This is a genomic window from Mycobacterium sp. 1165196.3, assembly GCF_001673415.1.
Classification (GTDB): Bacteria; Actinomycetota; Actinomycetes; order Mycobacteriales; family Mycobacteriaceae; genus Mycobacterium; species Mycobacterium europaeum_A.
In genome coordinates this window covers 24,958-49,380 of record NZ_LZLU01000076.1, presented here as the reverse complement: position 1 = coordinate 49,380, position 24,423 = coordinate 24,958, and the positions used below count along the sequence as shown (strand labels likewise).

23 protein-coding genes and 1 tRNA gene are annotated in these 24,423 nt (G+C 67.5%); 13 read left to right on the top strand and 11 right to left on the bottom strand.

From position 1 onward, the window contains the following. The 3 genes from A5659_RS07950 to A5659_RS07940 all read left to right on the top strand — a co-directional run. On the top strand, positions 1 to 567 hold a 567-nt coding region (locus A5659_RS07950), incomplete at its 5' end, for a thiamine pyrophosphate-binding protein (RefSeq protein ID WP_231997772.1). A gap of 11 nt (positions 568 to 578) precedes the next feature. Then, positions 579 to 1,136, top strand: a complete 558-nt coding sequence (locus A5659_RS07945) for a DUF3592 domain-containing protein (protein WP_231997771.1) — start codon at positions 579 to 581, stop codon at positions 1,134 to 1,136. Positions 1,137 to 1,187: 51 nt separating this feature from the next. Then, a complete protein-coding gene (locus A5659_RS07940; protein WP_067180258.1) occupies positions 1,188 to 2,342 on the top strand; it encodes a glycosyltransferase family 1 protein in 1,155 nt (384 codons plus the stop codon). 13 nt (positions 2,343 to 2,355) lie between these two features. On the opposite strand, the gene A5659_RS07935 is transcribed toward A5659_RS07940, so the two are convergent. After that, positions 2,356 to 3,594, bottom strand: coding sequence for a cytochrome P450 (locus A5659_RS07935; protein ID WP_067180254.1), 1,239 nt, complete (start codon positions 3,592 to 3,594; stop codon positions 2,356 to 2,358). A gap of 194 nt (positions 3,595 to 3,788) precedes the next feature. Here A5659_RS07935 and A5659_RS07930 point away from each other — a divergent pair, with 194 nt between their 5' ends. Beyond that, positions 3,789 to 6,962 (top strand): adenylate/guanylate cyclase domain-containing protein, encoded by a 3,174-nt coding sequence (locus tag A5659_RS07930; protein WP_067180251.1) that lies wholly within the window; start codon positions 3,789 to 3,791, stop codon positions 6,960 to 6,962. Positions 6,963 to 6,969: 7 nt separating this feature from the next. Here A5659_RS07930 and A5659_RS07925 read toward each other — a convergent pair whose 3' ends face one another. The 3 genes from A5659_RS07925 to A5659_RS07915 form a co-directional block, all read right to left on the bottom strand. Next, a complete protein-coding gene (locus A5659_RS07925; protein ID WP_067180248.1) occupies positions 6,970 to 8,457 on the bottom strand; it encodes an FAD-dependent oxidoreductase in 1,488 nt (495 codons plus the stop codon). 113 nt (positions 8,458 to 8,570) lie between these two features. Next, positions 8,571 to 8,762, bottom strand: a complete 192-nt coding sequence (locus tag A5659_RS07920) for a CsbD family protein (protein ID WP_066866423.1) — start codon at positions 8,760 to 8,762, stop codon at positions 8,571 to 8,573. A gap of 159 nt (positions 8,763 to 8,921) precedes the next feature. Beyond that, positions 8,922 to 9,746 (bottom strand): SDR family oxidoreductase, encoded by an 825-nt coding sequence (locus A5659_RS07915; RefSeq protein ID WP_067180244.1) that lies wholly within the window; start codon positions 9,744 to 9,746, stop codon positions 8,922 to 8,924. A 57-nt stretch (positions 9,747 to 9,803) separates the two neighbouring features. On the opposite strand from A5659_RS07915, the gene A5659_RS07910 reads away from it, so the two are divergent. Continuing rightward, entirely contained in the window at positions 9,804 to 10,496 is a 693-nt protein-coding gene (locus A5659_RS07910; RefSeq protein WP_067180241.1) for a demethylmenaquinone methyltransferase, read from the top strand. A gap of 7 nt (positions 10,497 to 10,503) precedes the next feature. Here A5659_RS07910 and A5659_RS07905 read toward each other — a convergent pair whose 3' ends face one another. Both A5659_RS07905 and menJ read right to left on the bottom strand, forming a co-directional pair. Further along, a complete protein-coding gene (locus A5659_RS07905) occupies positions 10,504 to 10,920 on the bottom strand; it encodes a DUF732 domain-containing protein (protein ID WP_066866417.1) in 417 nt (138 codons plus the stop codon). Between the two features lie 112 nt (positions 10,921 to 11,032). After that, the gene (menJ, locus tag A5659_RS07900) at positions 11,033 to 12,271 is read right to left on the bottom strand and encodes a menaquinone reductase (protein WP_067180238.1); all 1,239 of its coding nucleotides are present in this window, start codon (positions 12,269 to 12,271) and stop codon (positions 11,033 to 11,035) included. Between the two features lie 22 nt (positions 12,272 to 12,293). Here menJ and grcC1 point away from each other — a divergent pair, with 22 nt between their 5' ends. From grcC1 to A5659_RS07885, 3 genes are all read left to right on the top strand, one after another. Beyond that, positions 12,294 to 13,301, top strand: a complete 1,008-nt coding sequence (gene grcC1, locus A5659_RS07895) for a nonaprenyl/(2E,6E)-farnesyl/geranylgeranyl diphosphat synthase (RefSeq protein ID WP_067180235.1) — start codon at positions 12,294 to 12,296, stop codon at positions 13,299 to 13,301. Between the two features lie 157 nt (positions 13,302 to 13,458). After that, the gene (htpX, locus tag A5659_RS07890; protein WP_066866411.1) at positions 13,459 to 14,322 is read left to right on the top strand and encodes a zinc metalloprotease HtpX; all 864 of its coding nucleotides are present in this window, start codon (positions 13,459 to 13,461) and stop codon (positions 14,320 to 14,322) included. A gap of 57 nt (positions 14,323 to 14,379) precedes the next feature. Beyond that, complete coding sequence (locus A5659_RS07885) at positions 14,380 to 14,604, top strand: helix-turn-helix transcriptional regulator (RefSeq protein WP_067020956.1); 225 nt, start codon at positions 14,380 to 14,382, stop codon at positions 14,602 to 14,604. Positions 14,605 to 14,658: 54 nt separating this feature from the next. On the opposite strand, the gene A5659_RS07880 is transcribed toward A5659_RS07885, so the two are convergent. The 4 genes from A5659_RS07880 to A5659_RS07865 all read right to left on the bottom strand — a co-directional run bounded on the left by A5659_RS07880 (position 14,659) and on the right by A5659_RS07865 (position 19,635). Continuing rightward, positions 14,659 to 16,212: a SulP family inorganic anion transporter gene (locus A5659_RS07880; RefSeq protein ID WP_231997769.1), complete on the bottom strand. Its 1,554-nt coding sequence runs from the start codon at positions 16,210 to 16,212 to the stop codon at positions 14,659 to 14,661. Between the two features lie 242 nt (positions 16,213 to 16,454). Further along, positions 16,455 to 17,480: an NAD(P)H-dependent glycerol-3-phosphate dehydrogenase gene (locus tag A5659_RS07875; protein ID WP_066866407.1), complete on the bottom strand. Its 1,026-nt coding sequence runs from the start codon at positions 17,478 to 17,480 to the stop codon at positions 16,455 to 16,457. Positions 17,481 to 17,541: 61 nt separating this feature from the next. Continuing rightward, positions 17,542 to 19,053 carry an NAD(P)/FAD-dependent oxidoreductase gene (locus A5659_RS07870; RefSeq protein ID WP_067180231.1) on the bottom strand — a complete coding sequence of 504 codons (1,512 nt, stop codon included), beginning with the start codon at positions 19,051 to 19,053 and terminating at the stop codon, positions 17,542 to 17,544. 90 nt (positions 19,054 to 19,143) lie between these two features. Continuing rightward, entirely contained in the window at positions 19,144 to 19,635 is a 492-nt protein-coding gene (locus A5659_RS07865) for a YajQ family cyclic di-GMP-binding protein (protein WP_066866403.1), read from the bottom strand. A 69-nt stretch (positions 19,636 to 19,704) separates the two neighbouring features. Between A5659_RS07865 and A5659_RS07860 the strand changes: the two genes are divergently transcribed. The 4 genes from A5659_RS07860 (at position 19,705) to A5659_RS07845 (ending at position 22,812) form a co-directional block, all read left to right on the top strand. Beyond that, positions 19,705 to 19,788: transfer RNA gene (locus A5659_RS07860), tRNA-Tyr, on the top strand. 166 nt (positions 19,789 to 19,954) lie between these two features. Continuing rightward, positions 19,955 to 20,161: a hypothetical protein gene (locus A5659_RS07855; RefSeq protein ID WP_066866401.1), complete on the top strand. Its 207-nt coding sequence runs from the start codon at positions 19,955 to 19,957 to the stop codon at positions 20,159 to 20,161. 255 nt (positions 20,162 to 20,416) lie between these two features. Then, positions 20,417 to 22,258: an alpha/beta hydrolase gene (locus A5659_RS07850; protein ID WP_066866398.1), complete on the top strand. Its 1,842-nt coding sequence runs from the start codon at positions 20,417 to 20,419 to the stop codon at positions 22,256 to 22,258. A gap of 8 nt (positions 22,259 to 22,266) precedes the next feature. Then, positions 22,267 to 22,812 carry a hypothetical protein gene (locus tag A5659_RS07845; RefSeq protein WP_231997768.1) on the top strand — a complete coding sequence of 182 codons (546 nt, stop codon included), beginning with the start codon at positions 22,267 to 22,269 and terminating at the stop codon, positions 22,810 to 22,812. On the opposite strand, the gene A5659_RS07840 is transcribed toward A5659_RS07845, so the two are convergent. Then, complete coding sequence (locus tag A5659_RS07840) at positions 22,800 to 23,765, bottom strand: DMT family transporter (protein ID WP_066866396.1); 966 nt, start codon at positions 23,763 to 23,765, stop codon at positions 22,800 to 22,802. The two genes, A5659_RS07845 and A5659_RS07840, sit on opposite strands and share 13 nt — an antisense overlap. A gap of 116 nt (positions 23,766 to 23,881) precedes the next feature. Between A5659_RS07840 and A5659_RS07835 the strand changes: the two genes are divergently transcribed. After that, positions 23,882 to 24,382, top strand: a complete 501-nt coding sequence (locus A5659_RS07835; RefSeq protein WP_231997767.1) for a hypothetical protein — start codon at positions 23,882 to 23,884, stop codon at positions 24,380 to 24,382. The last annotated feature ends 41 nt before the right edge of the window (positions 24,383 to 24,423 follow it).

Genomic DNA, 24,423 nt, shown 5'->3' with positions numbered 1-24,423 from the left:
GCCGACGCGCTGGTGCCCGGCGACCAACTGGTGCTCGGGGCGTCCAACCCGGTCCGCGACGCCGCGCTGGTCGGCCTGGACACCCACGGCATCCGGGTGCGGTCCAACCGCGGCGTCGCCGGCATCGACGGCACGGTATCGACCGCGATCGGCGCGGCCCTCGCCCACGAACGCCACGGCGGGCCGGACACCCCGGCACGCACGGTCGCGCTGATCGGCGACCTGACCTTCGTGCACGACAGCTCCGGGTTGCTGATCGGGCCCACCGAGCCCACGCCGCGCCGGCTGACGATCGTGGTCTCCAACGACAACGGCGGCGGCATCTTCGAACTGCTCGAGCAGGGCGACCCGCGGTTCTCCGACGTGTCGTCACGGGTTTTCGGCACCCCGCACGACGTCGACGTGGGCGCGCTGTGCCGCGCCTACCACGTCGAGAGCCGCCAGATCGAGGTCGGCGAACTGGCGGCGGCCCTCGACGAACCCGGGGCCGGGATGCGGGTGCTGGAGGTCAAGGCCGACCGGTCGTCGCTGCGCCAACTGCACGCCGCCATCAAGGCCGCGCTGTGAGGCGCGCCTAGATGGCAATATCGCCAAAGGTGCTGCTGCACATACTGATTCATGGTCGCAGTGACGCGCCGCCGAAAACTCGCGTTCGGATCGTGTTGCGGTGGGCCCGGATTGCGGTGCTGATCGTCATCGGCCTGGTCACCTTGCAGTCGCTGTTGCTGGTGGCCGGCGCCTGGCGCGACGACATCGCGATCACCCACAACATGGGCGTCGCGCAGGCCGAGGTGCTCAGCGCCGGGCCGCGCCGCTCCACCATCGAATTCGTCACCCCCGAACGGGTCACCTATCGTCCCGAGCTCGGTGTGCTCTATCCGTCCCATCTGGCCACCGGGATGCGGATTTACGTCGAGTACAACAAGAACGATCCGAACCTGGTTCGCGTGCAACACCGCAACGCCGGGTTGGCGATCATCCCGGCCGGCTCGATCGCGGTGGTGGGCTGGCTGGGCGCGGCGGCGATCCTGATCGTGCTGGCGCTGCTGGACAAGTGGCTGGACCGCCGCGACGCGCCCCGAGACGGACCGCCGAGCTCGGCCGCAGACGGTGCCCGACCTGCAGATTTCGCGTGACGTATGCCAGCAGGAAACCTTGTCGACAGTCGATGCTGACACGGTAGTGATGTGCGCGTTGCCATCGTCGCGGAATCCTTCCTCCCCGAAGTCAACGGTGTCAGCAACTCGGTGATCCGGGTGCTCGAGCATCTGCGCCGGACGGGTCACGAAGCCCTCGTCATCGCCCCCGACACGCCCCCGGGCCAGCCTCGGGCGGACCGCATCTACGACGGCATTCGCGTGCACCGGGTGCCGTCGCGGATGTTCCCGAAGGTGACCAGCCTGCCGCTCGGGGTGCCCACCCCCCGGCTGGTGAAGGTGTTGCGTGGATTTGATCCCCATGTGGTGCACCTGGCCTCGCCGGCGCTGTTGGGCTACGGCGGGCTGCGCGCGGCGCGGTGGTTGGGGGTGCCGACGGTGGCGGTGTATCAGACCGACGTCCCGGGCTTCGCGGCGAGCTACGGCATCCCGATGACGGCGCGGGCCGCCTGGGCCTGGTTCCGTCACCTGCACGGGCTCGCCGACCGTACCCTGGCACCGTCCAGCGTCACGATGGAAGCTCTTGTCGCGCACCGCTTTCCGCGCGTGCACCGGTGGGCGCGCGGTGTCGACGTGCTGCGGTTCGCGCCGTCGGCGCGCAGCGAGGCGCTCCGGCGGCAGTGGTCGCCGTTGGGCAAGCCCATCGTCGGTTTTGTGGGCCGGCTCGCGCCCGAGAAGCACGTCGAGCGCCTGGCCGGCCTGGCCGCCAGCGACGCGGTTCAGCTCGTCATCGTGGGTGACGGCGTCGACCGCGCCAAGCTGCAATCGGCAATGCCGGCAGCGATTTTCACGGGCGCGCTCTACGGCGACGAACTCGCCGCGGCGTACGCCAGCATGGACGTGTTCGTGCATCCCGGTGAGCACGAGACGTTTTGTCAGGTCGTGCAAGAAGCGCTGGCGTCGGGGCTGCCGGTGATCGCCCCCGACGCCGGCGGCCCACGTGACCTCGTCACCCCGTGGCGTACCGGTCTGTTGTTGGCCGTCAACGAGTTCGAACCCCGGCTGTCCGACGCGGTCGCACACCTGATCGCCGAACGGCCGCGCTACGCGCTGGCCGCCCGGCGCAGCGTGGTCGGGCGCAGCTGGCCGGTCATCTGCGACGAGCTGCTCGGCCACTACGAGGCGGTGCTCTCGCCGTTTGCCCGGCGACAACTGAGCGCGACGCGTCACGCCCAAGGCGAATGAGCTAGGGCCCCGTTCACCCAACCGGGCCGAATTCGATTGGGAGCGTGAGTGGTCCGCTCAGTCCGGTGAGCGGCTTCCATGGGGCAGGGCCGGTGCGGTGAGCGTTGGGCATGCGTTGTGCCATCACCGTCAGGGCCTCGGCGAGCTCGAGCCGAGCCAGATTGGCACCCAGGCAGTAGTGCATGCCGGCGCCGAACGTCTGCATCGGCGCCGCCGCCGCGCGGGTGATGTCCAGCCGGTCGGGGTCGTCGTAGGCGGCGGGGTCACGGTTGGCCGCAGCGGTGTTGGCGATCACCAGCGTGCCGGCCGGGATCGTGAACCCCGCAATCTCGACGTCCTCGAGGGCGGTGCGCAGGGTGGCGCCCGCGATCGGCGAATGCCGCATCGTCTCCTCGACCGCGTTGGCCGCCAGCTCGGGATGCTCGGCCAGCATCGTCCACTGGTCGGGGTGGTCGCACAGCACCTGCACCGAGGCGGCCAGCTGGTTGCGGGTGGTGTCGGTGCCGGCCACCAGCAGGCCCGCCGCCAGCATCCGCAGCTCGTCGATGCTGAGGCGGTCCCCGTCGTCCTCGGCCCGGATCAGTTCGGAGATCAGGTCGTCGGTCAGCCGGTCGCGGCGCTGGGCGACCATGCCGTCGATGTAGGCGTCGAGTTCGTCCCAGGCCGCCAAGATCGTCTCTTGGTGGCCGGCGACCTCCCAGCTGAAGGCCTTGAAGATGTCGTCGGTCCATTCCGAGAACAGCCTCCAATCCTCGGCCGGGGCGCCCAACAGCGCGCAGATGATCGGGATCGGATACTGGCGAGCGATGTCGGCGACCACCTCGCAGCGCCCGGTCGCGGTGTGGCGGTCAACGAGTTGGTTGATCACCTCGACGATGGTCGTGCCCAGCCGCGCGGTGGCTCGCGGCGTGAAGGCATGGGAGACCAGTCGGCGTAGCCGGTGGTGCTCGGGCCCGTCGAGACTGATCAGGTTCGTCGCGACGCGGTCCCACAGCGGTCCGCTGGTAATCCCTTGGGAGGCAAGGAACATGCCTTGCGGTATACGGAACCGCGGGTCGCGCAGCACGGTGCGCACCAGTTCATAGGTCAGGAACTCCGGCCCGTGCGGGCCGATGGCGATCGGCGCCCGGCGGCGCGCCTCGCTGATGATCGCGTGGGCCTCCTCGAGGCTTCCGCAGAGCTCATAATCGATCGCCGGCAGGCCGGCATCGAAGACATTGGGGCAAACCGGCGGGTCAATCGTGGTGGTCATGGTGAGGCCTCAGTCGTCGGCGATGTGCTTCCATACCGAGTCTCGGCCGCACCCCCGCGCGGCACATGCGTAGCCGACTACCTGTCTTGCCCTGTCTTGCCGGCCTGGAATCAACACTCCCAAGCGGGGTGTTCAGCGGCCTATCCTTTCGGAGAACCACTGCAGACGTGGGGGCCGGATCAGCGGAGGGGCGGATGACGGCCATAGCAGCGTGCCGGACATGTGGCACCGAAACTCTTGATAACGCCCGGTTTTGTCATCACTGCGGCGCACGGGTACGCGACGGTGCTACCCGCGCCGAATACAAGCAGGTCACGGTCCTGTTTGCCGACGTGGTCCGCTCGATGGACATCGCCGCAACCGTCGGGACGGAGCGGCTGCGCGAGATCATGGTCGACCTGGCCAACCGCTGCGCGGCCGTCGTCCGGCGGTACGGCGGCACGGTGGACAAGTTCACCGGCGACGGCATCATGGCGGTGTTCGGCGCGCCGGCGGCAATGGAGGACCACGCCCTGCGCGCATGCCTCGCGGCGCTGAGCATTCAGGAAGAAGCCAAGGCGCTGGGCAACGAGGTGCAGGGCCGAGACGGTGCGACGTTGCTCGTGCGGGTGGGGCTGAACTCCGGTCAGGTGATCGCCGGTGAGCTCGGTTCTGGATCCTTCGGCTACACCGCGATGGGTGATCAGGTGGGCCTGGCCCAGCGGATGGAATCGGTCGCACCGCCGGGCGGGGTGATGCTCAGCGTCTCCACCGCGCGACTGGTTGACGAGGCGGCGGCGCTAAGCGAACCGGCGTTGGTCCGCATCAAGGGCGTCAACGAACCAGTCACCGCCCACCGGTTACTGGGCATCGGAGACCGGCACCGCGCCGCCGGTCGCGCCGACTCGAATCTGGTTGGTCGTCGGTGGGAGATGTCCGCCGTGGAGGGCTTGTTGGAGCGCGCCCTCGCCGGTCACGGCGCTGTGGTTGTGGTGGTGGGCGAACCCGGCATCGGCAAGAGCCGCCTGGCGCGCGAGGTGGCCGCGATGGCAGCGGTTCGGGGTGCGGAGGTGTTGACCGCCTGTTGTGAGTCACACACCAGCCAGGTCCCATTCCATGCCGTGGCGCGGCTGCTGCGGGCGGTCACGGGCATCGAAGGTCTTGGGGGACAGGCGGCCCGCGCGCGAGTACGGGACCGATTTCCGGACGCAGATCCCGAGGACGTGCTGCTGCTCGACGACCTGCTGGGCATCGCCGACCCGACCACCGCCGTGCCCGCGGTTGATCCCAATGCGCGTCGCAGGCGGTTGACCGCGTTGGTGCACGCCGCCAGACTGGCCCGCCAGCGCCCGGCGGTCTTTGTCGTCGAGGACGCCCACTGGATCGACGAGATCAGCGAGTCGATGCTGACCGATTTCCTCGAGGTGGTCCCGCGAACGCCCACGCTGGTGTTGGTCACCCACCGGCCGGAGTACCGGGGTGCGTTGACCCGGGTGTCCGATGCGCGCGCCATAGCCCTTGCACCGCTGAGTATTTCAGAAACGGCAGCACTGGTCACACATCTGCTCGGGCCGGACCCGTCGGTCGGTGCCCTGGGTCGCAGAGTCGCCGAGCGCGCCGCCGGTAATCCATTCTTCGCCGAAGAGTTGGTGCGTGAACTGGCCGATCGCGGTGTGCTACGAGGCGAGCCCGGTGCTTACACGTCGGCAACGGAGGTCGGCGAAGTGAGCGTGCCGGCCACATTGCAGGCGACCATCGCCGCGCGCATCGACCGCCTCTATCCGAAAGCCAAGCGCACGCTAGGCGCGGCGGCGGTCATCGGCTCGCGGTTCGGGCTGGACCTACTCACCGCGTTGGATGTTGAGCCCGAGATCGACGAACTGCTGGCGGCCCAGCTCATCGATGTCGTCGGCCTCACTCGGCGCCCGGAGTATGTGTTCCACCATCCGCTCATTCACTCGGTGGCCTATGGCGCACAACTCAGATCGGATCGCTCGGAGCTGCATCGGCGGGTGGCCGCCGCAATCGAAGCCCGCGATCCGCAATCGGGGGACGAAAACGCCGCGTTGATTGCCGAACATGTGCAGGCCGCCGGTGATCTGCCCGCCGCCTACGACTGGCACCTGCGCGCCGCCACCTGGGCGACCAACCGGGACATCAGCGCCGCGCGAGCGAGCTGGGGGCGCGCGGCAGACATCGCCGACGCTCTGCCCGCCGATCACCCGCGCCGGCCGGCCATGCGCATAGCGCCGCGCACCATGTTGTGCGGGACGGGCTGGCGAGTCCACGCCAGCCTTGCCGGTGACCGCTTCGATGAATTGCGGGAGTTGTGCAGCGCCGCGGGAGATAAGGCGTCACTTGGGATCGCAACGGCGGGGATGGTGGTTGGCTACGCGCATCAGGATCGGGTGCGCGAGGCGTCGCAGCTGGCCTCGGCTGCCTGGGCCCTGGCTGAGTCGGTCGCAGACCCGAACCTGACGGTGGGTCTGTCCTTCCCGGTGATCTACGGCAAGATCGAAAACGCCGAATGGTGTGACGTGCTGCAATGGTCACAAGCCACTATCGACCTGGCCGACGGTGATCCATCCAAAGGCAACTTCCTAGTGGGATGCCCGTTGGCGCTCGCCTTTGTGTCGCGGGGTATGGCGCGATATTCGCTGGGTCGTCGCGGATGGTCAGCAGACCTGCGCCACGGCTTGGCTATGGCCCGCCGCGCTGACGCCGCGTCCTACGCCGGGGTGGTCGGCTACATCTATCTGCTGGGAATACCGTTCGGCGTGCGCAGGCCCGATGACGTTGCGCTGCACGAGATCAAGAACGCGCTACGAGTCGCCGAGCGATCCAGCGATGACGTGGTGGTGGGATTCATCAAGGCGACGCTGGGCGTTGCGCTGGTGCACCGCGACAGCCATGACGAGCGCAGTCGGGGCCGGCAGGTGTTGGTTGAGATCGGGGAAGTGTTCTCGGGCCAAGGACACAATCTGAGCGATTTGCCGATTGTCGAGGTCTACGCGGCCCGTGAGTCGGCGAGGCAGGGAGATCACGACGCTTGCCTACCGGCGATTCGCGCCGCCGTCGACCATCTATTTCGTTGCGAACGCCTTCTGCTGTGGGGCATTCCGGCCACGGCGGTTCTGGTGGAGACGCTGCTGGCTCGCGCGACCGACCATGATGTGGCTGAAGCCGAGGTCGCGATCGACCGGTTGGCGACCGCTCCGGCCGATGAGGGTTTGGCGATGCGTGACATCTGGACGTCGCGGATGCGGGCGCTGCTGGCCCGCGCCCAGGGTGACGCCTTTGCTTACACGCGATTTCGGGATGAGTATCGCGATATGGCCAAAACAGTCGGCTACGAAGGGCATATCGGCTGGGCCGAGATGCTGCCATGACGGGGTACTACCTTGTCGCGCCGGACACGCGTTGCGGACTCAATGGGCCGCAACGGATTTCGAACCGCTCCCGGACCGTGTCGAGGACGCGGCGCTGGCGCTCCCGTTCGCGGCGGTGCGTGAGCATGAACCGCGCCACAGCTGGCAGGCGGCGCGCCAGCGGATACCACTTGTCGAAATCGAGGCCGTTCTCGGCGAACACGCGGCTGGGCACGTTGTCGTAGATGAGGCTGAGGTTGTGGCCGACGAGTGCGAAGAGCACGTACGGGAACGCCAGCGGCGCCTTCTGCCGCAGATGCATCCAGTCGATTTCGTAGAGCGGGATCTCTCCGAGCTTGCCCAAGAACATCAGGTGGCCCAGGAAATACCCCATGAACGCGGGCAAGTGCAGCGTGGCCGACCGCACGTTGATGGAAACCACTGCGCCACTGGGTGATACGTAGGGCTCGTATGGATATTCGTCGGGGAATTTGACGTAGCCCGTGCAGTTGACGATCCAGCTGCCCGGTTCGATCGTCTTCGTCGATCCGCTCCGCAACACCAGATCGGTGCTGCCATTGCGGTCGACCGCATCCTCGAAATAATCCATGACAAGATCGTTCAGGCCGGCGGAGATCGTGCGGTTCTCGGCCTGCGACAAGACGCCCAACACGAAGTTGTCCGACTGTGGGGTCAGGAACGTGCCATGGGTGGCGCGGTACCAGTCTTGGACTTCCGATTCGTTCGTGCCGTCGTACCGACGACTCAGCTGGGTCGCGACGGCGCTCGGCGGTGTGCCCGTCCACCAGCGGCGGGCGCCGCTCGGCAACAGGGTGTCTCGGCACGAGAAGAACGTTCCGCGGCCGGCGACCATGTTGATCTGTCGACCGGGGTAGGTCGTGATCAGTGCGTGTGCGGTGTCCATCGCGGTTTTTCCGCCGCCGATGATCCACACCGGTGCATCGCTTTGCCGGATGTCGCCCGTCCGGACGTCGCAGTAGTCGGGCGACACCGAATGGACGCGCGCGCTGGAGATCTCGAGCGGTTCGTTCGGCGTGATCCCCAGGCCATACGCCTTGATCAACCGCTTGGCCTCGACCACGAGCCTGCGGCCGTCGGCGGCGCTACAGGTGGCCCGGACGATTCCGTTCTGCTCTACCTCGGACCCCAAAGTCCAGCCGAAGTACTCGTCGACCTGCACTCGCTGCCGTATGACCTCGACGCAGTGTTCGAAATGGTCGAGCACCTCGCCCTTGGTCGCCAGGTAGCTGCGGTCCTTGCCGAGCGTCCACGCGATGTTGCCCGCCGTGAACATCGGGTGCGGTTGGTGCAGGCGGACGTAGGGGTAGACGTCGACCCACATGCCCCCGACGCGTGGCCGCCGGTCGATGAGGATCACCTTTTGCTCGCGGGACAGGTATCGGCTGGCCGCGAACAGGGCGTTCAACCCGGCGATGCCGGCTCCGACGATGCAAACGTCGCAGCTTTCCACGGGCGGGAACTGGGGTGCGGACATCGGACCGCCTTTCCTCGCAGACGTTCACAATTATCTGTCCGCTGCGTGGTGGCGGGGTGAGTAATCGACTACTCCATTGCTGCCGAGTATCGCCCGCGGCGGTTTGCTTGCGGCTAGACCTGTCGGCGCCGACGAGGCCGGAATGCGTCTTTGACCTTTTCACCGGCATCCCTCAAATGGGCCGCCCGCTGGTCCGCTCTGCCCTCAGCTGCCAACGTCGGATCGTTGGTGGCGCGGCCGGTTGCCGCCTTGAGCTTGCCCGTGATCAGCCGCACCTTGTTTCGGGCCTTATCCGCGCCGCTCATAACGTGTCCCTCGATTCCGTTCCAGGTGGTACCACAGCGCTTACCCGTTTTCGGGTTCGCCGCAACTCTCTTCTCGCGTGCTAGTTGTCCGCAATCGAGGACCAAATCGAGCAGGCGAGCCGACCTGGACAGGCCGTTACGACACGAATCGACGGCCGATCAGCCCTGCGCGAGCTCCGCGACGGGCTGCCATTCCTCCCAGTTGCGCAGCCGGCTCTCGTAGTCGGCCTTGGCGGTTTCCAGCGGGGAAGCGCCGAAAAACACTCGCAGCGGCGGCTTTTCGGCGTCGACCACCTTGAGCAAGGCGGCCGCGGACGCCGACGGGTCACCCGGGCTGGCCCACCGGCGGCTGCGCTCGGCCTGCACGGCGGCGCGAACGTCGTCGTAGGCCGGCAGCGGATCGGCGTGCTTGGCCGAGTCGCCGGCCCAGTCGGTGTCGAAACCGCCCGGCTCGATCAGCGTGACGTGCACCCCGAACGGGGCGACCTCCTGGGCCAGCGCCTGCGAGAAGCCCTCCAGCGCCCACTTCGACGCGTGGTAGATGCCGACCAACGGGAACGCGGTGATGCCCCCGATCGAGGACACTTGGATGATGTGGCCGCTGCCCTGCTCTCGCAGGTACGGCAGCGCGGCCTGGGTGATCCACAGTGCCCCAAAGACATTGGTCTCGATCTGATCGCGTGCGTCCCGCTCGGAGAGTTCCTCGACGAACCCGAATTGGCCGTAGCCGGCATTGTTCACCACGATGTCGAGCCGGCCGAAGTGGTCGTGCGCTTCCTTGACCGCCGCGAAGTCGGCCGCCCGGTCGGTCACGTCCAGTCGGATCGGCAGCAGCGCGTCGCCGTACTTGCCCACGAGGTCGTCCAGCGTGGCGATGTTGCGCGCCGTGGCCGCGACCTTGTCGCCGCGCTCCAGCGCCGCGATCGTCCACGCCCGTCCAAAACCTCGCGATGTCCCGGTGATAAACCAAACTTTTTCCGTCACGCCCCCATACAACGCCGACCGCGCCACCTCATTCCCCGAACAGGTAGCGTTTGCCTGGTGAGTCGCGCGGAGCTGGACAAGGATCCCCGGGACGTCGCGTCCATGTTCGACGGCGTCGCCCGCCGCTACGACCTGACCAACACCGTGCTGTCGATGGGTCAGGACCGGTACTGGCGCAAGGCGACCCGGTCGGCGCTGGCCATCGGTGCCGGCCAGAAGGTGCTGGACCTCGCCGCGGGCACCGCGGTGTCCACCGTGGAACTGAGGAAATCCGGGGCGTGGTGCGTGGCCGCCGATTTCTCGGTCGGCATGCTGGCGGCCGGTGCCGCGCGCAACGTTCCCAAGGTCGCCGGCGACGCCACCAGGCTGCCGTTCGGTGACGACGTATTCGACGCCGTGACAATCAGTTTCGGGCTGCGCAACGTCGTCGACACCCAGGCCGCGCTGAGCGAGATGGCCCGCGTCACGCGGCCGGGTGGCCGGCTGGTGGTGTGCGAGTTCTCCACGCCCACCAACACGCTGTTCGCCACCGTGTACAAGGAGTACTTGATGCGGGCGCTGCCGCGGGTCGCCCGGGCGGTGTCCAGCAACCCCGACGCGTACGTGTACCTCGCGGAATCGATTCGGGCGTGGCCCGATCAGGCGGGGTTAGCGCAGCAGATCACCCGGACCGGTTGGTCGGGGGTGCGCTGGCGCAACCTGACCGGCGGCATCGTCGCCTTACACGCCGGGTACAAACCGTTGCGCTGAGAAAGCTTTAGTGATTGCCGGCGGCCTGCACGAAGCCGACCTTGTCGGGGCAGTAATGGTCCACCGCCGCGCCGAGGAACTGGAACGCCTGGCCCTGAGTGGTGCCGCGCGGCAGGTTGCGCTGGATGAAGGTGGCCGACTTGTACGCGTCGCCGTCCACGCCCCTACCGATCCGCTCGCAGGTGATCTTGCCCAGCCACGCCAGCTGGTCCTGCGGCTGGTAGATGCCGAAGCCGTTGACGGTGTTCTTGAATGGGGCGTCGTAGTCGCTCGGGGGCGACGGGGTGCGCGGCGTCGGGTATGGCGCCGTCGGTGGCGGGTCGGCCTGCGCGGGCGCGGAAAGCTGCGCCGGCCCGGCCAGCGCGATAGCAGCAGCAGCGGCGGCGGCAGCGGCTCCGATAGTAGCCAGCCTCGTTCCCTTCATTAGCTGGACTATACACGCCTCGCCGCGGGTGCGCGGACGAAAGTAGATCGACGATCGCCGGCCCCGTGGGACCGCGGCCGGCCCGCCGACCAGCGGTGATACGCACGCTCGGTCAGCTGAACGGCGTGCGGCGGTCGAGCAGCCGCGACAGCCGCCCGCCGCCGCGCCAGGCGCGGGCCACCCAGTCCGCGTCGTCGTCGGTGACCAGGTTGGCCATCACCCGCACGGCGATGGTCATCAGCGCCGTCGAGCGCATGGCGATCGGTCCGGTCGACGGCAAGAACCGCTGAAAAGTCAGCAGCAACGCCAGCCGCCGGGCGACCGAGAAGCCCCGACCGTAGTGCTCCTGCAACAGCGACGGCCACACCTGCGACAGGTCGGGGTGGTCCAGCAGCGCCGCCGCCAGCCGCCCGGTCTCGAGCCCGTAGTCGATGCCTTCGCCATTGAGCGGGTTGACGCAGGCCGCGGCGTCACCGATGAGCATCCAGTTGGCACCGGCCACCCCCGACACCGCGCCGCCCATCGGCAGCAGCGCCGAGGCCACCGCGCGGGGCCGGCCGGAGAATCCCCACTCGTCGCGGCGCAGGTCGGTGTAGTAGTCGATCAACGGCCGCAGCGCCAAATCGGCGGGCCGCTTGGACGTCGACAACGCCCCGACGCCGATGTTCACCTCGCCGTTGCCGAGCGGGAAGATCCAGCCATACCCCGGCAACACGGCCCCCTCGGGTCCGCGCAGCTCCAGATGCGACGTCAGCCAGGGGTCGTCGGCGCGCGCGGTGGCCAGATAGCCGCGGGCGGCGACGCCGTACACCGTTTCCTGGTGCCAGCGCCGGCCCAGCTTGCGGCCCAGCGTCGACCGGGCCCCGTCGGCCACGATCAGCTGGGCGCAGCTCACCTCGGTGCCGTCGGCCAACGTCACCGACGTCACCCGGCCCGACGAATCCTGTTGTGCGGCAACAGCCTTGGTCCCCAGCAACATCCGCGCCCCGGAATCTTCGGCGACCTTGCGAATCCGGTCGTCCAGCTCGAGGCGGGCCACCGCGCTGCCGGTGGACGGGAACGAGGGGCCCGGCCAGTCGACCTCCACCTCGCCGCCGAACCCGCTCATCCGCAGCCCCCGATGCCGGATGCGGGTGTCCAGCCAGTCCCGCAGCCCCAGGCGCTCCAGCTCGGCGACCGCGCGGGGAGTCAGCCCGTCGCCGCAGGCCTTGTCGCGGGGAAAGCTCGCCGAGTCGACGACCAGCACCTCATAGCCCGCGCGGGCGGCCCAGGCCGCCGCCGCCGAACCGGCGGGTCCGGCGCCCACGACCACCACTTGGGCCTCGAGGGCTCGGGTCGCTCCCGTCTTCATGCACACCAGTATGTTTGGTCCCGTGAGTACTCCGGCGACGGTGGTGGCGGGCGTTGACTTCGGCGACCCGGCTTTCGCGGCGACCGTGCGCGACGGCGTCGGACGGATCGAGCAGCTCATGGACACCGAACTGCGCAGCGCCGACGACATCATGACCGAGTCGCTGACCCACCTGTTCAAGGCCGGCGGCAAGCGGTTCCGGCCGCTGTTCACCGTGTTGTCGGCGCAGATCGGGCCCAACCCGGACAGCGCGGACGTGACCATCGCCGGCGCCGTCATCGAGCTGGTGCACCTGGCCACGCTGTACCACGACGACGTGATGGACCAGGCGGAAGTTCGCCGCGGCACCCCCACCGCCAACGTGCGCTGGGGCAACAACGTGGCGATCCTGGCCGGCGACTACCTGTTCGCGACGGCATCCCGGTTGGTGTCGCGGCTGGGCCCGGAGGCGGTGCGGCTGATCGCCGAGACGTTCGCCCAACTGGTGACGGGCCAGATGCGTGAGACCCGCGGGTTCGTCGAGGGATCCGACCCGATCGAGCACTACCTGAAGGTGGTGTACGAGAAGACCGCCTGCCTGATCGCCGCGGCGGGCCGGTTCGGGGCGATGTTCTCCGGCGCCGACCCCGATCAGGTGGAGCGGCTGAGCCGCCTCGGCGGCATCGTGGGCACCGCGTTCCAGATCTCCGACGACATCATCGACATCGACAGCGACTCCCACGAGTCCGGCAAGCTGCCCGGCACCGACGTGCGCGAGGGCGTGCACACCCTGCCGATGGTCTACGCGCTGCGCGAACCCGGGCCCGAAGCTGCGCGGCTGCGCGAGCTGCTGGTCGGGCCCATCGACGACGACGAGGCGGTGGCCGAGGCGCTGGGATTGTTGCGGGCATCACCGGGCATGGCCAAGGCCAAGCAGTCGCTGCAGGAATACGCGGACCAGGCGCGCCAGGAGCTGTCCCTGCTGCCCGACGTCCCGGGCCGGCAGGCGCTGCAGACGCTGGTCGACTACACCATCAGCCGGCACGGCTAGTGGTGATCGCGAGCGCGGCGCAGCCGCGTGAAGCGGGTCGCCACCATTCGGCTAGTGGTGATCGCGAGCGCCCTGTGGAACCAACGGGGCCGTCTCGGGCGTTCTATGAGCTGTAATCGGCAGTAACGCGCGACCCGAGTGTTCCGAGGAGACACCGATGACCTGGCATCCGCATCACAACACGTTCAAGACGTTCGCGTTGTTGGTTGGCATGTCCGCGTTGATCGTGTTCGTCGGCTCGCTCTTCGGCAAGACCGCGATGTTCCTCGCGGTGCTGTTCGCCATCGGGATGAACGTCTACACGTACTACAACAGCGACAAGCTGGCGCTGCGGGCGATGCACGCGCAGCCGGTGTCGGAGGTGCAGGCGCCGGCCATGTACCGGATCGTGCGTGAGCTGGCCACCGCCGCGCACCAGCCGATGCCCCGGCTGTACATCAGCGACACCAACGCGCCCAACGCATTCGCGACCGGGCGCAACCCCCGCAACGCGGCGGTGTGCTGCACCACCGGCATTCTGGGCATCCTCACCGAGCGCGAGCTGCGTGCCGTACTGGGACACGAGCTTTCGCACGTCTACAACCGCGACATCCTGATCTCGTGCATCGCCGGGGCGCTGGCGTCGGTGATCACCGCGCTGGCCAACATGGCCATGTTCGCCGGCATGTTCGGCGGTAACGACCGCGACGGCGAGAATCCCTTTGCGCTGCTGCTGGTTTCGTTGCTGGGCCCGATCGCGGCGACGGTGGTCCGGTTGGCGGTGTCGCGATCACGCGAATACCAGGCGGACGAATCGGGCGCGGTGCTGACCGGTGACCCGCTGGCCCTGGCGTCGGCCCTGCGCAAGATCTCCGGCGGGGTGCAGGCGGCCCCGTTGCCGCCCGAGCCCCAGCTGGCCAGCCAGGCGCACCTGATGATCGCCAATCCGTTCCGCGCGGGCGAGCGGATCGGGTCGCTGTTTTCGACGCACCCGCCGATCGAGGACCGCATCCGCCGGCTGGAACAAATGGCCGGGCGGTAGCCCTGACCCACGTACATCGGAGTTGGACGGTGATTGGCGGTGACTGAACCCAACTCGATGGACATTCACGAAGCCGGGCTGGCATTGGATCTGCTCGACTTGATCTTCGAAACGCGCGCCGGTGCGGGGATGAACCAGGCCCAGCTGGCCGAGGCGCTGGGCACCACCCAGGCCGAGGTCGCCGCCTGGGAGGACGGGACCGAGGTGCCCCGGGGCGACGTGCTGCAACGGCTGGCGCAGGTGTGCGGCAAGCGGCTACACGTCCGCATCGACGTGGACTGACCGGCCGGGCACCCGCGGCGCCTCGTCCCCGAACCGGCTCAACCCGAGCGCCAATTATGCTGCGGCACCCGGGCTTTGGGCCTCGACCAGCGGTTGGTGCACGTCGCGGCGGCCCGTGTCGGTCCCGCCCCGGATGTGCACCGTCCCGCCCGTCGCCTCGTGCTGTTGCTGCCAGTCGGTGATCGTCTGATGGGCGGCGTGATCGAGGTAGTGGACCGCAAGGGTCACCGTCGCCGTCGCGCCCTGCGGAATCGACGCCAGCAGCCGCGTCAGCCTCGGGAGCGCCAGGAAGGTGCATGCCGCGCCCTCGATGCTCACCCGCCACTCGTCGTCGCCCACCGGCGTTGCCTCGATCTTGGCCCGGATCACCCGCCATCCGGTCAGGGCGATGGCCAGCGCGAGCCCGATCATGACGCCGTGCAGCAGGTTGAGGAAGATGACGCTGACGGCGGTCACGACGTACACCGCCAGATCGCCGTGCTTCATTGCGGTTTCGATGTGGGCCGGCTTGAGCAGCTGAATGCCGATGACGATGAGTAGTCCGGCCAACGCGGCGGTGGGGATCTCTTCGACCAGCCCGGCGAACGGGATGGTGAACAGCAGGATCCAGACGCCGTGCATGATCGCCGAGGCGCGAGACTTGGCGCCCGCGTTGACATTTGTCGAGCTACGGACGATGACCCCGGTCACCGGCAGCCCACCGATGGTGCCCGACACGATGTTGGCGGCTCCCTGCCCCACCAACTCGCGGTTGAAATCGGTGCGCGGACCGTTGTGCATCCGATCGACCGACACCGCCGACAGCAGGCTCTCGACGCTGGCGATGAGCGCCACCGTGATCACCCCGATCGCGACCGCACCGAAGTTGCCGTGGGGAAGATCCGGCAATCGCAGCGCGTCCAGCGGGGAGCCCTCGAGGTTGATCCGTCGCACGTGGAACGGGAAGACCACCGAGATCACCGTCACCGCGACTATGGCAACCAGGGGACCCGGAATGCGGCGCAGTTTGGCGGGAACCCAGCGCCAGCCCACCAGGATGACGATCACCAGCACGCCCAGGATGACCCCCGGCCGGTGCGCGCCGATGATCTGGCCCGGAAGCCCGATGAGGTTGTGCCACGCCGTGCTCTTGGACTTCCCGCCGAGCAACACGTGCGCCTGCTGCAGGGCGATCGTGATGCCGATGCCGGCCAGCATCGCGTGTACGACGACCGGTGAGATCGCCAGGGCCGCACGGGCGACCCGGCTCAGGCCCAGCAGCACCTGCACCACTCCGGCGGCAACGGTGATCAAACACGTTATGCCCCAACCGAAATCGGAAACCAGGTCGGCGACCACGACTGTCAGCCCGGCCGCGGGACCGCTGACCTGCAGCGGCGATCCGCCCAGCGAGCCGACGATGATGCCGCCGACGATCGCGGCGATCAGGCCGGCGAGCACCGGGGCGCCCGAAGCGATCGCGATCCCCAGTGACAGCGGGAGCGCCACCAGGAACACCACCAGCGATGACGGTAGGTCGTGCCGGATGATGCCGCGCAACCGATTGATGCGCGGTTCGCTCAGCCGACGTGCACGGGTTTTTTGGCCCGACTGTTCAACGTTGTGCATCGGTCGCGTCCCTCGATAGGAGTTAGCGGGGGATGTTCCGATATCCGCCCATAGTGCGCTCATTACTTCTTCGTAACGCGCTGGCGTACAAACGATTACGCCGGGGTGACCCGCAGGATCGCGCCCGGATACCGCTGGCCGCCTGGATTGACGGTATTTTGCTGGCAAAGACCGGTCAAGCTGGCGGGCCGTGCCCATAGAGAACGCAAAGATTTGAATTTGGCCAGCTCGGAACGACCAGTTCAGAAGCCGGAACCGTGCACCTCGTGGCCGGGTACCTCGGCGATCAGGCCGCGGTAGGCCTGCTCGACGGACGAGCCGTGGTTGATCACGGCGTCGACCTCGCGGGCGATCGGCATGGTCAGCCCGAATTCGTTGGCAAACTCCATGATCACGCTGGCGGCCTTGACGCCCTCGGCGACCTGGTTCATCGAGGCGATGATCTCGTCGATCGGCTTGCCCGCCCCCAGTTGTTCACCGACATGGCGGTTGCGGCTGCGCTGGCTGGTACAGGTGACGATGAGGTCACCCAGGCCGGCCAGGCCCGGGAAGGTATCGGGATTGCCGCCGAGGGCGACGCCCAACTTGGTCATCTCCCGCAGCGCGCGGGCGATCACCAGCGCGCGGGTGTTCTCGCCGATGCCCAGCGAGTAGCCCATCCCGACCGAGATGGCATAGACGTTCTTCAGCGCCCCGGCCATCTCCACCCCGACGACGTCGTCGGTGGTGTACACGCGGAAGCGCCGGGTGCGGAACAGGCCCGACAGCCGGGTCGCCAGGTGCTGGTCGGGCATCGCCAGCACCGCCGCGGCGGCGTAGCCCTCGCCGACCTCGCGCGCGATGTTCGGCCCGGCCAGAATGCCGGCGGGGTGGCCGGGCAGCGTCTCCTCGATGATCTGCGACATCCGCATGTTGGTGCCCTGCTCGAGCCCCTTGACCAGCGACACCACCGGCACCCACGGCCGCAGCTCCTTGGCGAGCTCGCTCAGCACCCCCCGAAAGCCGTGCGAGGGAACGCCCATCACGACGACGTCGGCGGAGTTGGCCGCCTCGGCGAAGTCGGTCGTGGCGCGCAGGGTGTCACTGAGCACGACGTCGTTGCCGAGGTAGCGGCTGTTGCGGTGGTTGTCGTTGATGTCGCTGGCGGTCGCCTCGGAGCGCACCCACTGCAGCGTCGGACCGCGACGAGCGCAGATTGATGCCACGGTGGTGCCCCAGGAACCGCCACCGAGCACAACGACTTTGGGTTCGCGCTTCTCAGATGCCATGGCGATCAGCGTATTGCGGACACCTGCGATTTAGTAGCAGTTCACGAACACTCAGACCGGGCTAGCCGGCCAGCGGTGCGCGGTCATCGACCCGGCCGAACACCATCGCCTCCTCGATCCGGTCGAAGCGGTAGTCCAGTGCGTCGGCCAGGTAGTTCTGCCGCACGTTCCACGGCCGCTTGGTGCCCGACTTCGGCAGCATGTGCACCGAGCGCAACACGTAGCCGGCGTTGATGTCCCACGACGGCTTCTCGGTCATCGGCTCGTTGCCGCGATGCGGGGCGGCACGGGTATAGCCGTGAGAGGCCATGTGCTCCATGAGTTTTGCGGTCGCCCGGGCGGTGATGTCGGCCCGCAGCGTCCACGACGCGTTGGTGTAGCCCACACACCAGAACAGGTTCGGCACGTCTTCGAGCATGTGCGCCTTATAGACGAAGCGGTCGCTGGTCTTGATCTCGGTGCCGTCCAGGCTGATCGTGGCCCCACCGAGCGCCTGCAGCTGCAGGCCGGTGGCGGTGACGATGATGTCGGCGTCGAGATGGCCGCCGGACTTCAGCGCGATGCCGGTCGCGTCGAAGTGGTCGATGTGGTCGGTGACCACCTCGGCCGAGCCCGCGGTGATCGCGTTGTACAGATCGGCGTCGGGGATCAGGCACATCCGCTGATCCCACGGGTTGTAGCGCGGCTTGAAGTGGGTGTCGACGTCGTAGCCGGCGGGCAGGCTGTTGATCGCCTTTCGCCGCAACAGCCAGCGCACGAACCCCGGCGCCTTGCGCGACAACGCGAAGAACACCGCCTCGGTCAGGGCGCTGTACATGCGAACAACAAGATGGGCGGGCTTGCGGGGCAACAGCTTTCGCGAGACGGCGGCGACAGTGCCGTACTTGGACGCCGAGATGAGATAGGTCGGCGAGCGCTGCAGCATGGTGACCTTGGCGGCCCGGTCCGACAACGACGGCAGCAGCGTGACCGCGGTCGCCCCGCTGCCGATCACCACCACCTTCTTGCCCGTGTAGTCGAGGTCTTCTGGCCAGTGCTGGGGGTGCACCACGGTGCCCTGGAACTCTTCGATGCCCGGGAAGTCGGGCGTGTAGCCCTCGTCGTAGTTGTAGTAGCCGCTGCCGAAGAACAGGAAGCGCCCGCGGTAGAGCTTGCGCGCCCCGTCCTGTTCGACGGTGACCGTCCAGGTGTCGGTCGCCGAGTCCCAGTCGGCCGACCGCACATAGCTGTTGAACCGGATGTGCCGATCGATGCCGTACTTGCGCGCGGTGGCGGCCAGGTACTCGCGGATGTGCACGCCGTCGGCCACGCCCTCTTTGCGGGTCCACGGCTCGAACGGGAAGGACAGCGTGAAGATGCTGCTGTCCGAGCGCACCCCGGGGTAGCGGAACAGGTCCCACGTCCCGCCGATCTGCGCTCGCCGCTCCAGGACGGTGTAGGTCAGGTGCGGATTGCGCTCGGTGATCCGATAGGCCGCGTCGATGCCGGAGATGCCGGCACCGACGATGATCACGTCGGTGTACCCGGCCTCGGTCGCACCACCGTCGGCGGCTTGCTGGGGAGTCACGGTCATCGCGAACCTCGCTCAAATTGTGGGACTCGTCACTAGCCTAGAGACCCACCGGTTGGTCGGGCTAGGAACCGGGAAACCGCGCCGGGCCGGTCAGCGGTAGTTGACGAACTGCAGCGCCACGTCCAGGTCGGCCTGCTTGAGCAGCGCCTGGACGGCCTGCAGGTCGTCACGCTTTTTGCTGGTGACCCGGATTTCCTCGCCCTGGATCTGCGTCTTGACGGACTTGGGGCCGTCGTCACGGATCAGCTTGGTGATCTTCTTGGCGTTCTCGCTGCTGATGCCCTGCTTGAGGGAGCCGTTGATCTTGTAGGTCTTGCCCGAGGCCTGCGGTTCGCCGGCGTCGAAGGCCTTCATCGAGATGTCCCGGCGGATCAGCTTCTCCTTGAAGACGTCCACGGCCGCCTTGACGCGTTCCTCGGTGGACGAGGTCAGCTCAATAGCCTCGTCGCCCTTCCAGGCGATTGTGGTGTCGGTGCCGCGGAAGTCGAAGCGGGTGGCCAGCTCCTTGGCGGCCTGGTTGAGCGCGTTGTCGACCTCCTGGCGATCCACTTTGCTGACGATGTCGAACGATGAGTCCGCCATGCATTCCGTCCCTTCATCCGGTGATAGGCGTTTGTGCTTTGTCTACTCGCTCGTTGTAACCTGTCTGGCGGCAGGTTGCCCGAGCGGCCAATGGGAGCGGACTGTAAATCCGTCGCGAAAGCTTCACAGGTTCGAATCCTGTACCTGCCACCAAGCCTGTTTTCGGCCGGCGCCGTGCGTAGTCCACGCTCGCCGCCGGCGCCCGCTGTGCGACACGTGCGCAATTAATACAAGACAAGTTGTAACAATTCGGTCAAGCCGGTGTCGCCGGGCGTGCTGGGGGGAATTCATCCAGCACAGCATCACCCAGGGGGCGATCATGGCTGGTTCTCCCGACGCTCTCGGCGCGTTACGCCAATGCCGTACCGCCATCCTCGCCGCCCGTGAGTCGGCCGTGTCCGCGCACGATCGCCTGGCCGGGGTCCGGCAGGCTCGCGCCGCGGAGCTGATCGAAAAGCTGGCCGACGATCTCGCCTTCGTCGATCGGCTCTTATTCGTCGTGGAGGGCGACTCACGCGCCAGGTGACCACCGTCGACAAAAGCCAGGCACCCTCCCGGTACTTCCTCCAACTCCAAGTCCACCGGGAGGGTGTCCTGCTGCTGTGCTCCTGACCTGGATTGCCTTGTCGCGCTCGCGTTTTCGAGTCCTTTTGATCGTCGGGTTCACGAATCGTCTCATGGCGAAATCCCTTGGCATCCAAAGTGACGCTCGCAGCCGAAGGTGAATTGATCGACAACCTGGCGGCGGTAATCTTTCTCCCGTGCGCGGTACGGACATGCGATGCAGTTGAAGCATCTCACCATCGCGGAGCTGATCGCGGGGGCCGGCGGCGACCCGTGGGCGATCAACCGAACCCTGCAGGCCGGTAACCCGGCCCAGATCGCGCGTCTGGCGGAAGCCTTCCATGGGGCGGGCCGCCACACGGCCGAGGCCGACCACGCATTCGCGCAGGCGCAGCAACGCTTCAACGCCGCCTGGAACCATCAGGACGGCGGCAGCCCGATCAACGACTCCGCTGAAGTGCAGCGCACCGTCAAATCGCTTGGCGCGCAATCCGAACAGTTGCCCAAAATCGGCGCAGACCTGGAGAACATCGCCGCCTCGTTGGCCGGCGCGCAACAGGCGGGAGCCCGCGAGATCGCCCAATTGGAAGGGCAATTGGAGCAGCTCGACCATCTGATCGATCTGGCGGAGCAGGATCTGCGGGACCACCCTGACGCGCAGACCCAGCGGGAACTGCACGCCATCATCGATGCCATCAAAACGTCCGCCGTCAACGACACCAAAGTCGCTCTCAACCAGCTGAACTCGATACGCAACGACTATTCGGCCACGCTGCAGAACTCGCTGGGAAATCTGCGTGCTGACGGGTATGACCCCAAGCCGCTTGCGCCGGCGGACGCCCAGGACAAACCCGAACAGATTCACATCCCGCCACCGAACACCAAACCCGAAGACGTCAAGCGGTGGTGGAATTCCCTCAGTCAGGAACAGCGCGATCAGTTGCTCGCGCAGCATCCGCCGGAGTTGGGCAACCTCAACGGCATTGAGACCGTGAGCCGGGACACGGTCAACCAGGCGGTGATGAACGACGACATCGCCCGCGTGCAAAGCGCCGCTGACCGAGCCCATGTCGGTGTTGACCAGGTGACCCAGCATCCGGAGCTGTACGGCCTGTCGCCGTCGGCCATCACCCGTTACAACAACGCGCTCAAGACACGCGACGGCCTCAACACGAACGGGACGAACCCCGATGGCAGCAAGAACCCGGTGTTCCTGCAGACCTACGATCCCGAAGCGTTCGACGGTCGGGGCAGGGAAGCCATCGCCATCGGCAACCCCGACAAGGCCGACAACACCACCGTGCTCGTACCGGGAACGGGCAGCAGCGTGCGCGACGGCTATCTGAGTCACACGGACGGACGAAACATCTACAACGAAGCGCAACGGGCCGATCCGAACAAATCGAATTCGGTTCTGGTGTGGATGGGGTATCACGCCCCAGACAGCGCATTAGATCCCCAGATCGGGCAGACGACGCTCGCCAGAAACGGAGGAGGCCTACTGGCCGGGGATGTCAACGCGCTCGGCGTGACTCACCAACCGGGCAACTCACACGTGACCGTGGTGGGTCATTCCTACGGCTCCACTACGGTGGCCGACGCCGCGGCGGGATCCGGGATGCACGCCAATGACGTTGTCCTGGTGGGCTGTCCAGGAACCGACCTTGCCCATAACGCCGGCGACTTCCACCTTCCCGAAGGCGGACACGTCTATGTCGGCGCCGCATCCACCGACCCGATCACCCACCTCGGCGGCATCCAGGGACACCTGCCCGGAACCGGAGTCACGGTCGGGCTCGGTAGCGACCCGGCCGTCGAAGGCTGGGGTTCGACACGGTTCAAGGCCGAAGCGCCGGGGCTGACCTTCCCGCTGAAGGACCACAGCTCCTACTTCACGCCCGGGAACGAATCGTTGTTCAGCATCGCCGACATCGCATCCGGTCACGGTGACGCACTAGAACACGACAATATGACCGCACAGCACCGCGGCAGTTACTGGCTCCCCGATGAATTCGACCCGGAGGCACTTCGACGCCCGACAGGAGGCCACTACCATTGAGAACAGCCATGAACACCTTAAGGGGAATCAGCAGCGCCACCTGGCGGTGGTTGCTTGCCCTCGCCGCGGCGGGGGTGCTGACCCTCGCGCTTCAATCCTGCAGCAGCGTAAGGAATCTGAGCGAAGGGGTGCCCAACCCGATGACTCCCGAACAATCCAGGGCCCAAGTGGTCAATGCGGCGCGAGAGATCGCCACCACGCTGGGACTCAAAGGCGTGTCGGCGCATTTCAGCCGCGACTCCTGTAACGACCAGGCTGTGGCGCCCTTCCGGGGAATCGTCGGCATCGCCTACGACCACGCGCCCACCCTGGAAGCATCCCGAGCCGAGATCGAGCAGATGGTTGCGACCCTGAAACAACACGGCTGGGGCGGGCCGGGAGACTTCCGCACGCACGGCTCCGCGGTCAGCAAACAAGGGGTTACGGCGGTCTTCGATCCTTACTCGCCGGTGCAGAATTCCGGCGGGTCGATCACCATCTACGGCGAATGCAAAGACATGACCACCAAAGCGAACACGCTGCCCGAACCGATACCCCAGGATCAGTTGGCGTAACGCCCGCCGCGCGGGCTTACCCCGACCGCCGTCAGCGCGGCCTCGTCACGCTCCGGCGCTGCGGTGGGCGCCTCGCCCGCGACGCCGCCGTTTTCGATGGCCTGGCTGCGGCCGAGCGCGACGGTGGCCGCCCCCATGGCCACCACCGCGAGGACGAGGACGAGCGCGCTAGCGCCGCCCACCGCCAAGTGCTCGCCGAGCACCACCACGCCGAGCAGGACGGCGACCACCGGTTCGCCCACCAGCATGATCGGCACCGACGCCTGCAGCGCGCCGGCGTGAAACGCGGAGTTCTGCACTACCGTGACCGTCACCGCGAGTCCGACCAGCACGTACGGGGCCGGGACGGTCAAGAGCGCATGCCAGCCGCCCATCGCGAAGCGGTGGGTGCAGACCTTGGTCACCACGGCGATCATGCCGAGCAGGACCGCCACGGCGACACCCAGCAGTGACGCTCGCATCCGGCCCGCGGCGCGGTGCGCGGCGACGACGCAGGCGATCACCGCGGGGACCGTGATCAGCAGCGCCAGCGTCCACGCCGGTATCGGGGGGCGGCTATGCCCTTCCCGGGGCTCGCCCACCAGCAGGAAAACCGCCAGCGCCGCCGTCAGCAGCATCGCCCACCCCCACTGGGGCCCGCTGATGCGCTGGTGGCACAGCGCCGCGCTCAGCGGCAGCGCGAACAGCAGCGACGACACCAACAACGGCTGGACCAACAGCAGCGAGCCGTGGGCCAGCGCCACGGCCTGGAACGCGTAGCCGGCAACCGCGGCAAACGTCCCGGCCCACCACAGCGGTTGGCGAACCAGCGTCGTCGCCATCGTGGCGGACATGGCCTCATCACCGGGAACCCGGTGGGTCGCGCGCTGCCGAACGACGATTCCCACCGCAGCCCAGAACGCCGAAAGCAAAGCCGAGAAGATCGCGACCGCGTGCTCGGTTACCCACCCCATGCCCGGTGGGGTACCCCTGACCTCGGGGGTTAACTCGCCCTTTGCGTGACGGGCCATCCCGCCTACCCTGAGTGGCCGGCGCGAAATTCGTCCCGGCCGGCCGATCGAAAGGAAACATGCTGCGTACCAAGGTGATCACCGTGGTGGCCGTCGCGGCGGCCATCGCATCAGCCGCATTGACACTGCTGCCCTGGGTCGACGTCAGCCGGCTGGGATTGCCCATTCGGTGGAATGGCCTGGGCGTCTACGTCGGCGAGGACAGGCAGGAATACGGCCATCTGCTCGCCGGCATGGTGGACAGCGTGCCGGGATGGGTCGTGTTGATCGCCTCCCTCGCGGCCGGCGCCGCGGTCCTGGGCGCGGCCCGAGTGCGCGTGCTCGGGCTCGTCGCATGTGGATGCGCGGTCGTCGCGTTCGTCACCGCCGTCGTGTGCCTGGTCTATCCGGCGGTACTAGCCGGCGACGCCAAGAACGAGATGGGCATTTCCCTGGTGCCGGACCGGCAAGTGCTGAACTCCGGCTCGTTGATCGCCGAAGCCGCGGCCACCGGCGTGCTGGTGATCTGCACCGCGCTCGTCGCCTTCGGAGCGAAAAGGGTTGTCCGCGAGCAGGGCTGAAGGTGCAGCCGTGCTTCATTCGACGGCGCGCCGCGCCGGGG

What these genes read in the sequence shown, in the direction of transcription:
- htpX (WP_066866411.1), top strand. Translation starts at nt 13,459, where the DNA reads ATGACCTGGCATCCGCATCACAACACGTTCAAGACGTTCGCGTTGTTG.
- A5659_RS07865 (WP_066866403.1), bottom strand. Translation starts at nt 19,635, where the DNA reads ATGGCGGACTCATCGTTCGACATCGTCAGCAAAGTGGATCGCCAGGAG.
- menJ (WP_067180238.1), bottom strand. Translation starts at nt 12,271, where the DNA reads ATGAAGACGGGAGCGACCCGAGCCCTCGAGGCCCAAGTGGTGGTCGTG.
- A5659_RS07930 (WP_067180251.1), top strand. Translation starts at nt 3,789, where the DNA reads ATGACGGCCATAGCAGCGTGCCGGACATGTGGCACCGAAACTCTTGAT.
- A5659_RS07835 (WP_231997767.1), top strand. Translation starts at nt 23,882, where the DNA reads ATGCTGCGTACCAAGGTGATCACCGTGGTGGCCGTCGCGGCGGCCATC.
- A5659_RS07920 (WP_066866423.1), bottom strand. Translation starts at nt 8,762, where the DNA reads ATGAGCGGCGCGGATAAGGCCCGAAACAAGGTGCGGCTGATCACGGGC.
- A5659_RS07885 (WP_067020956.1), top strand. Translation starts at nt 14,380, where the DNA reads ATGGACATTCACGAAGCCGGGCTGGCATTGGATCTGCTCGACTTGATC.
- A5659_RS07870 (WP_067180231.1), bottom strand. Translation starts at nt 19,053, where the DNA reads ATGACCGTGACTCCCCAGCAAGCCGCCGACGGTGGTGCGACCGAGGCC.
- A5659_RS07845 (WP_231997768.1), top strand. Translation starts at nt 22,267, where the DNA reads ATGAACACCTTAAGGGGAATCAGCAGCGCCACCTGGCGGTGGTTGCTT.
- A5659_RS07840 (WP_066866396.1), bottom strand. Translation starts at nt 23,765, where the DNA reads ATGGGGTGGGTAACCGAGCACGCGGTCGCGATCTTCTCGGCTTTGCTT.
- A5659_RS07880 (WP_231997769.1), bottom strand. Translation starts at nt 16,212, where the DNA reads ATGCACAACGTTGAACAGTCGGGCCAAAAAACCCGTGCACGTCGGCTG.
- A5659_RS07855 (WP_066866401.1), top strand. Translation starts at nt 19,955, where the DNA reads ATGGCTGGTTCTCCCGACGCTCTCGGCGCGTTACGCCAATGCCGTACC.
- A5659_RS07875 (WP_066866407.1), bottom strand. Translation starts at nt 17,480, where the DNA reads ATGGCATCTGAGAAGCGCGAACCCAAAGTCGTTGTGCTCGGTGGCGGT.
- A5659_RS07945 (WP_231997771.1), top strand. Translation starts at nt 579, where the DNA reads ATGGCAATATCGCCAAAGGTGCTGCTGCACATACTGATTCATGGTCGC.
- A5659_RS07905 (WP_066866417.1), bottom strand. Translation starts at nt 10,920, where the DNA reads ATGAAGGGAACGAGGCTGGCTACTATCGGAGCCGCTGCCGCCGCCGCT.
- A5659_RS07850 (WP_066866398.1), top strand. Translation starts at nt 20,417, where the DNA reads ATGCAGTTGAAGCATCTCACCATCGCGGAGCTGATCGCGGGGGCCGGC.
- A5659_RS07935 (WP_067180254.1), bottom strand. Translation starts at nt 3,594, where the DNA reads ATGACCACCACGATTGACCCGCCGGTTTGCCCCAATGTCTTCGATGCC.
- A5659_RS07925 (WP_067180248.1), bottom strand. Translation starts at nt 8,457, where the DNA reads ATGTCCGCACCCCAGTTCCCGCCCGTGGAAAGCTGCGACGTTTGCATC.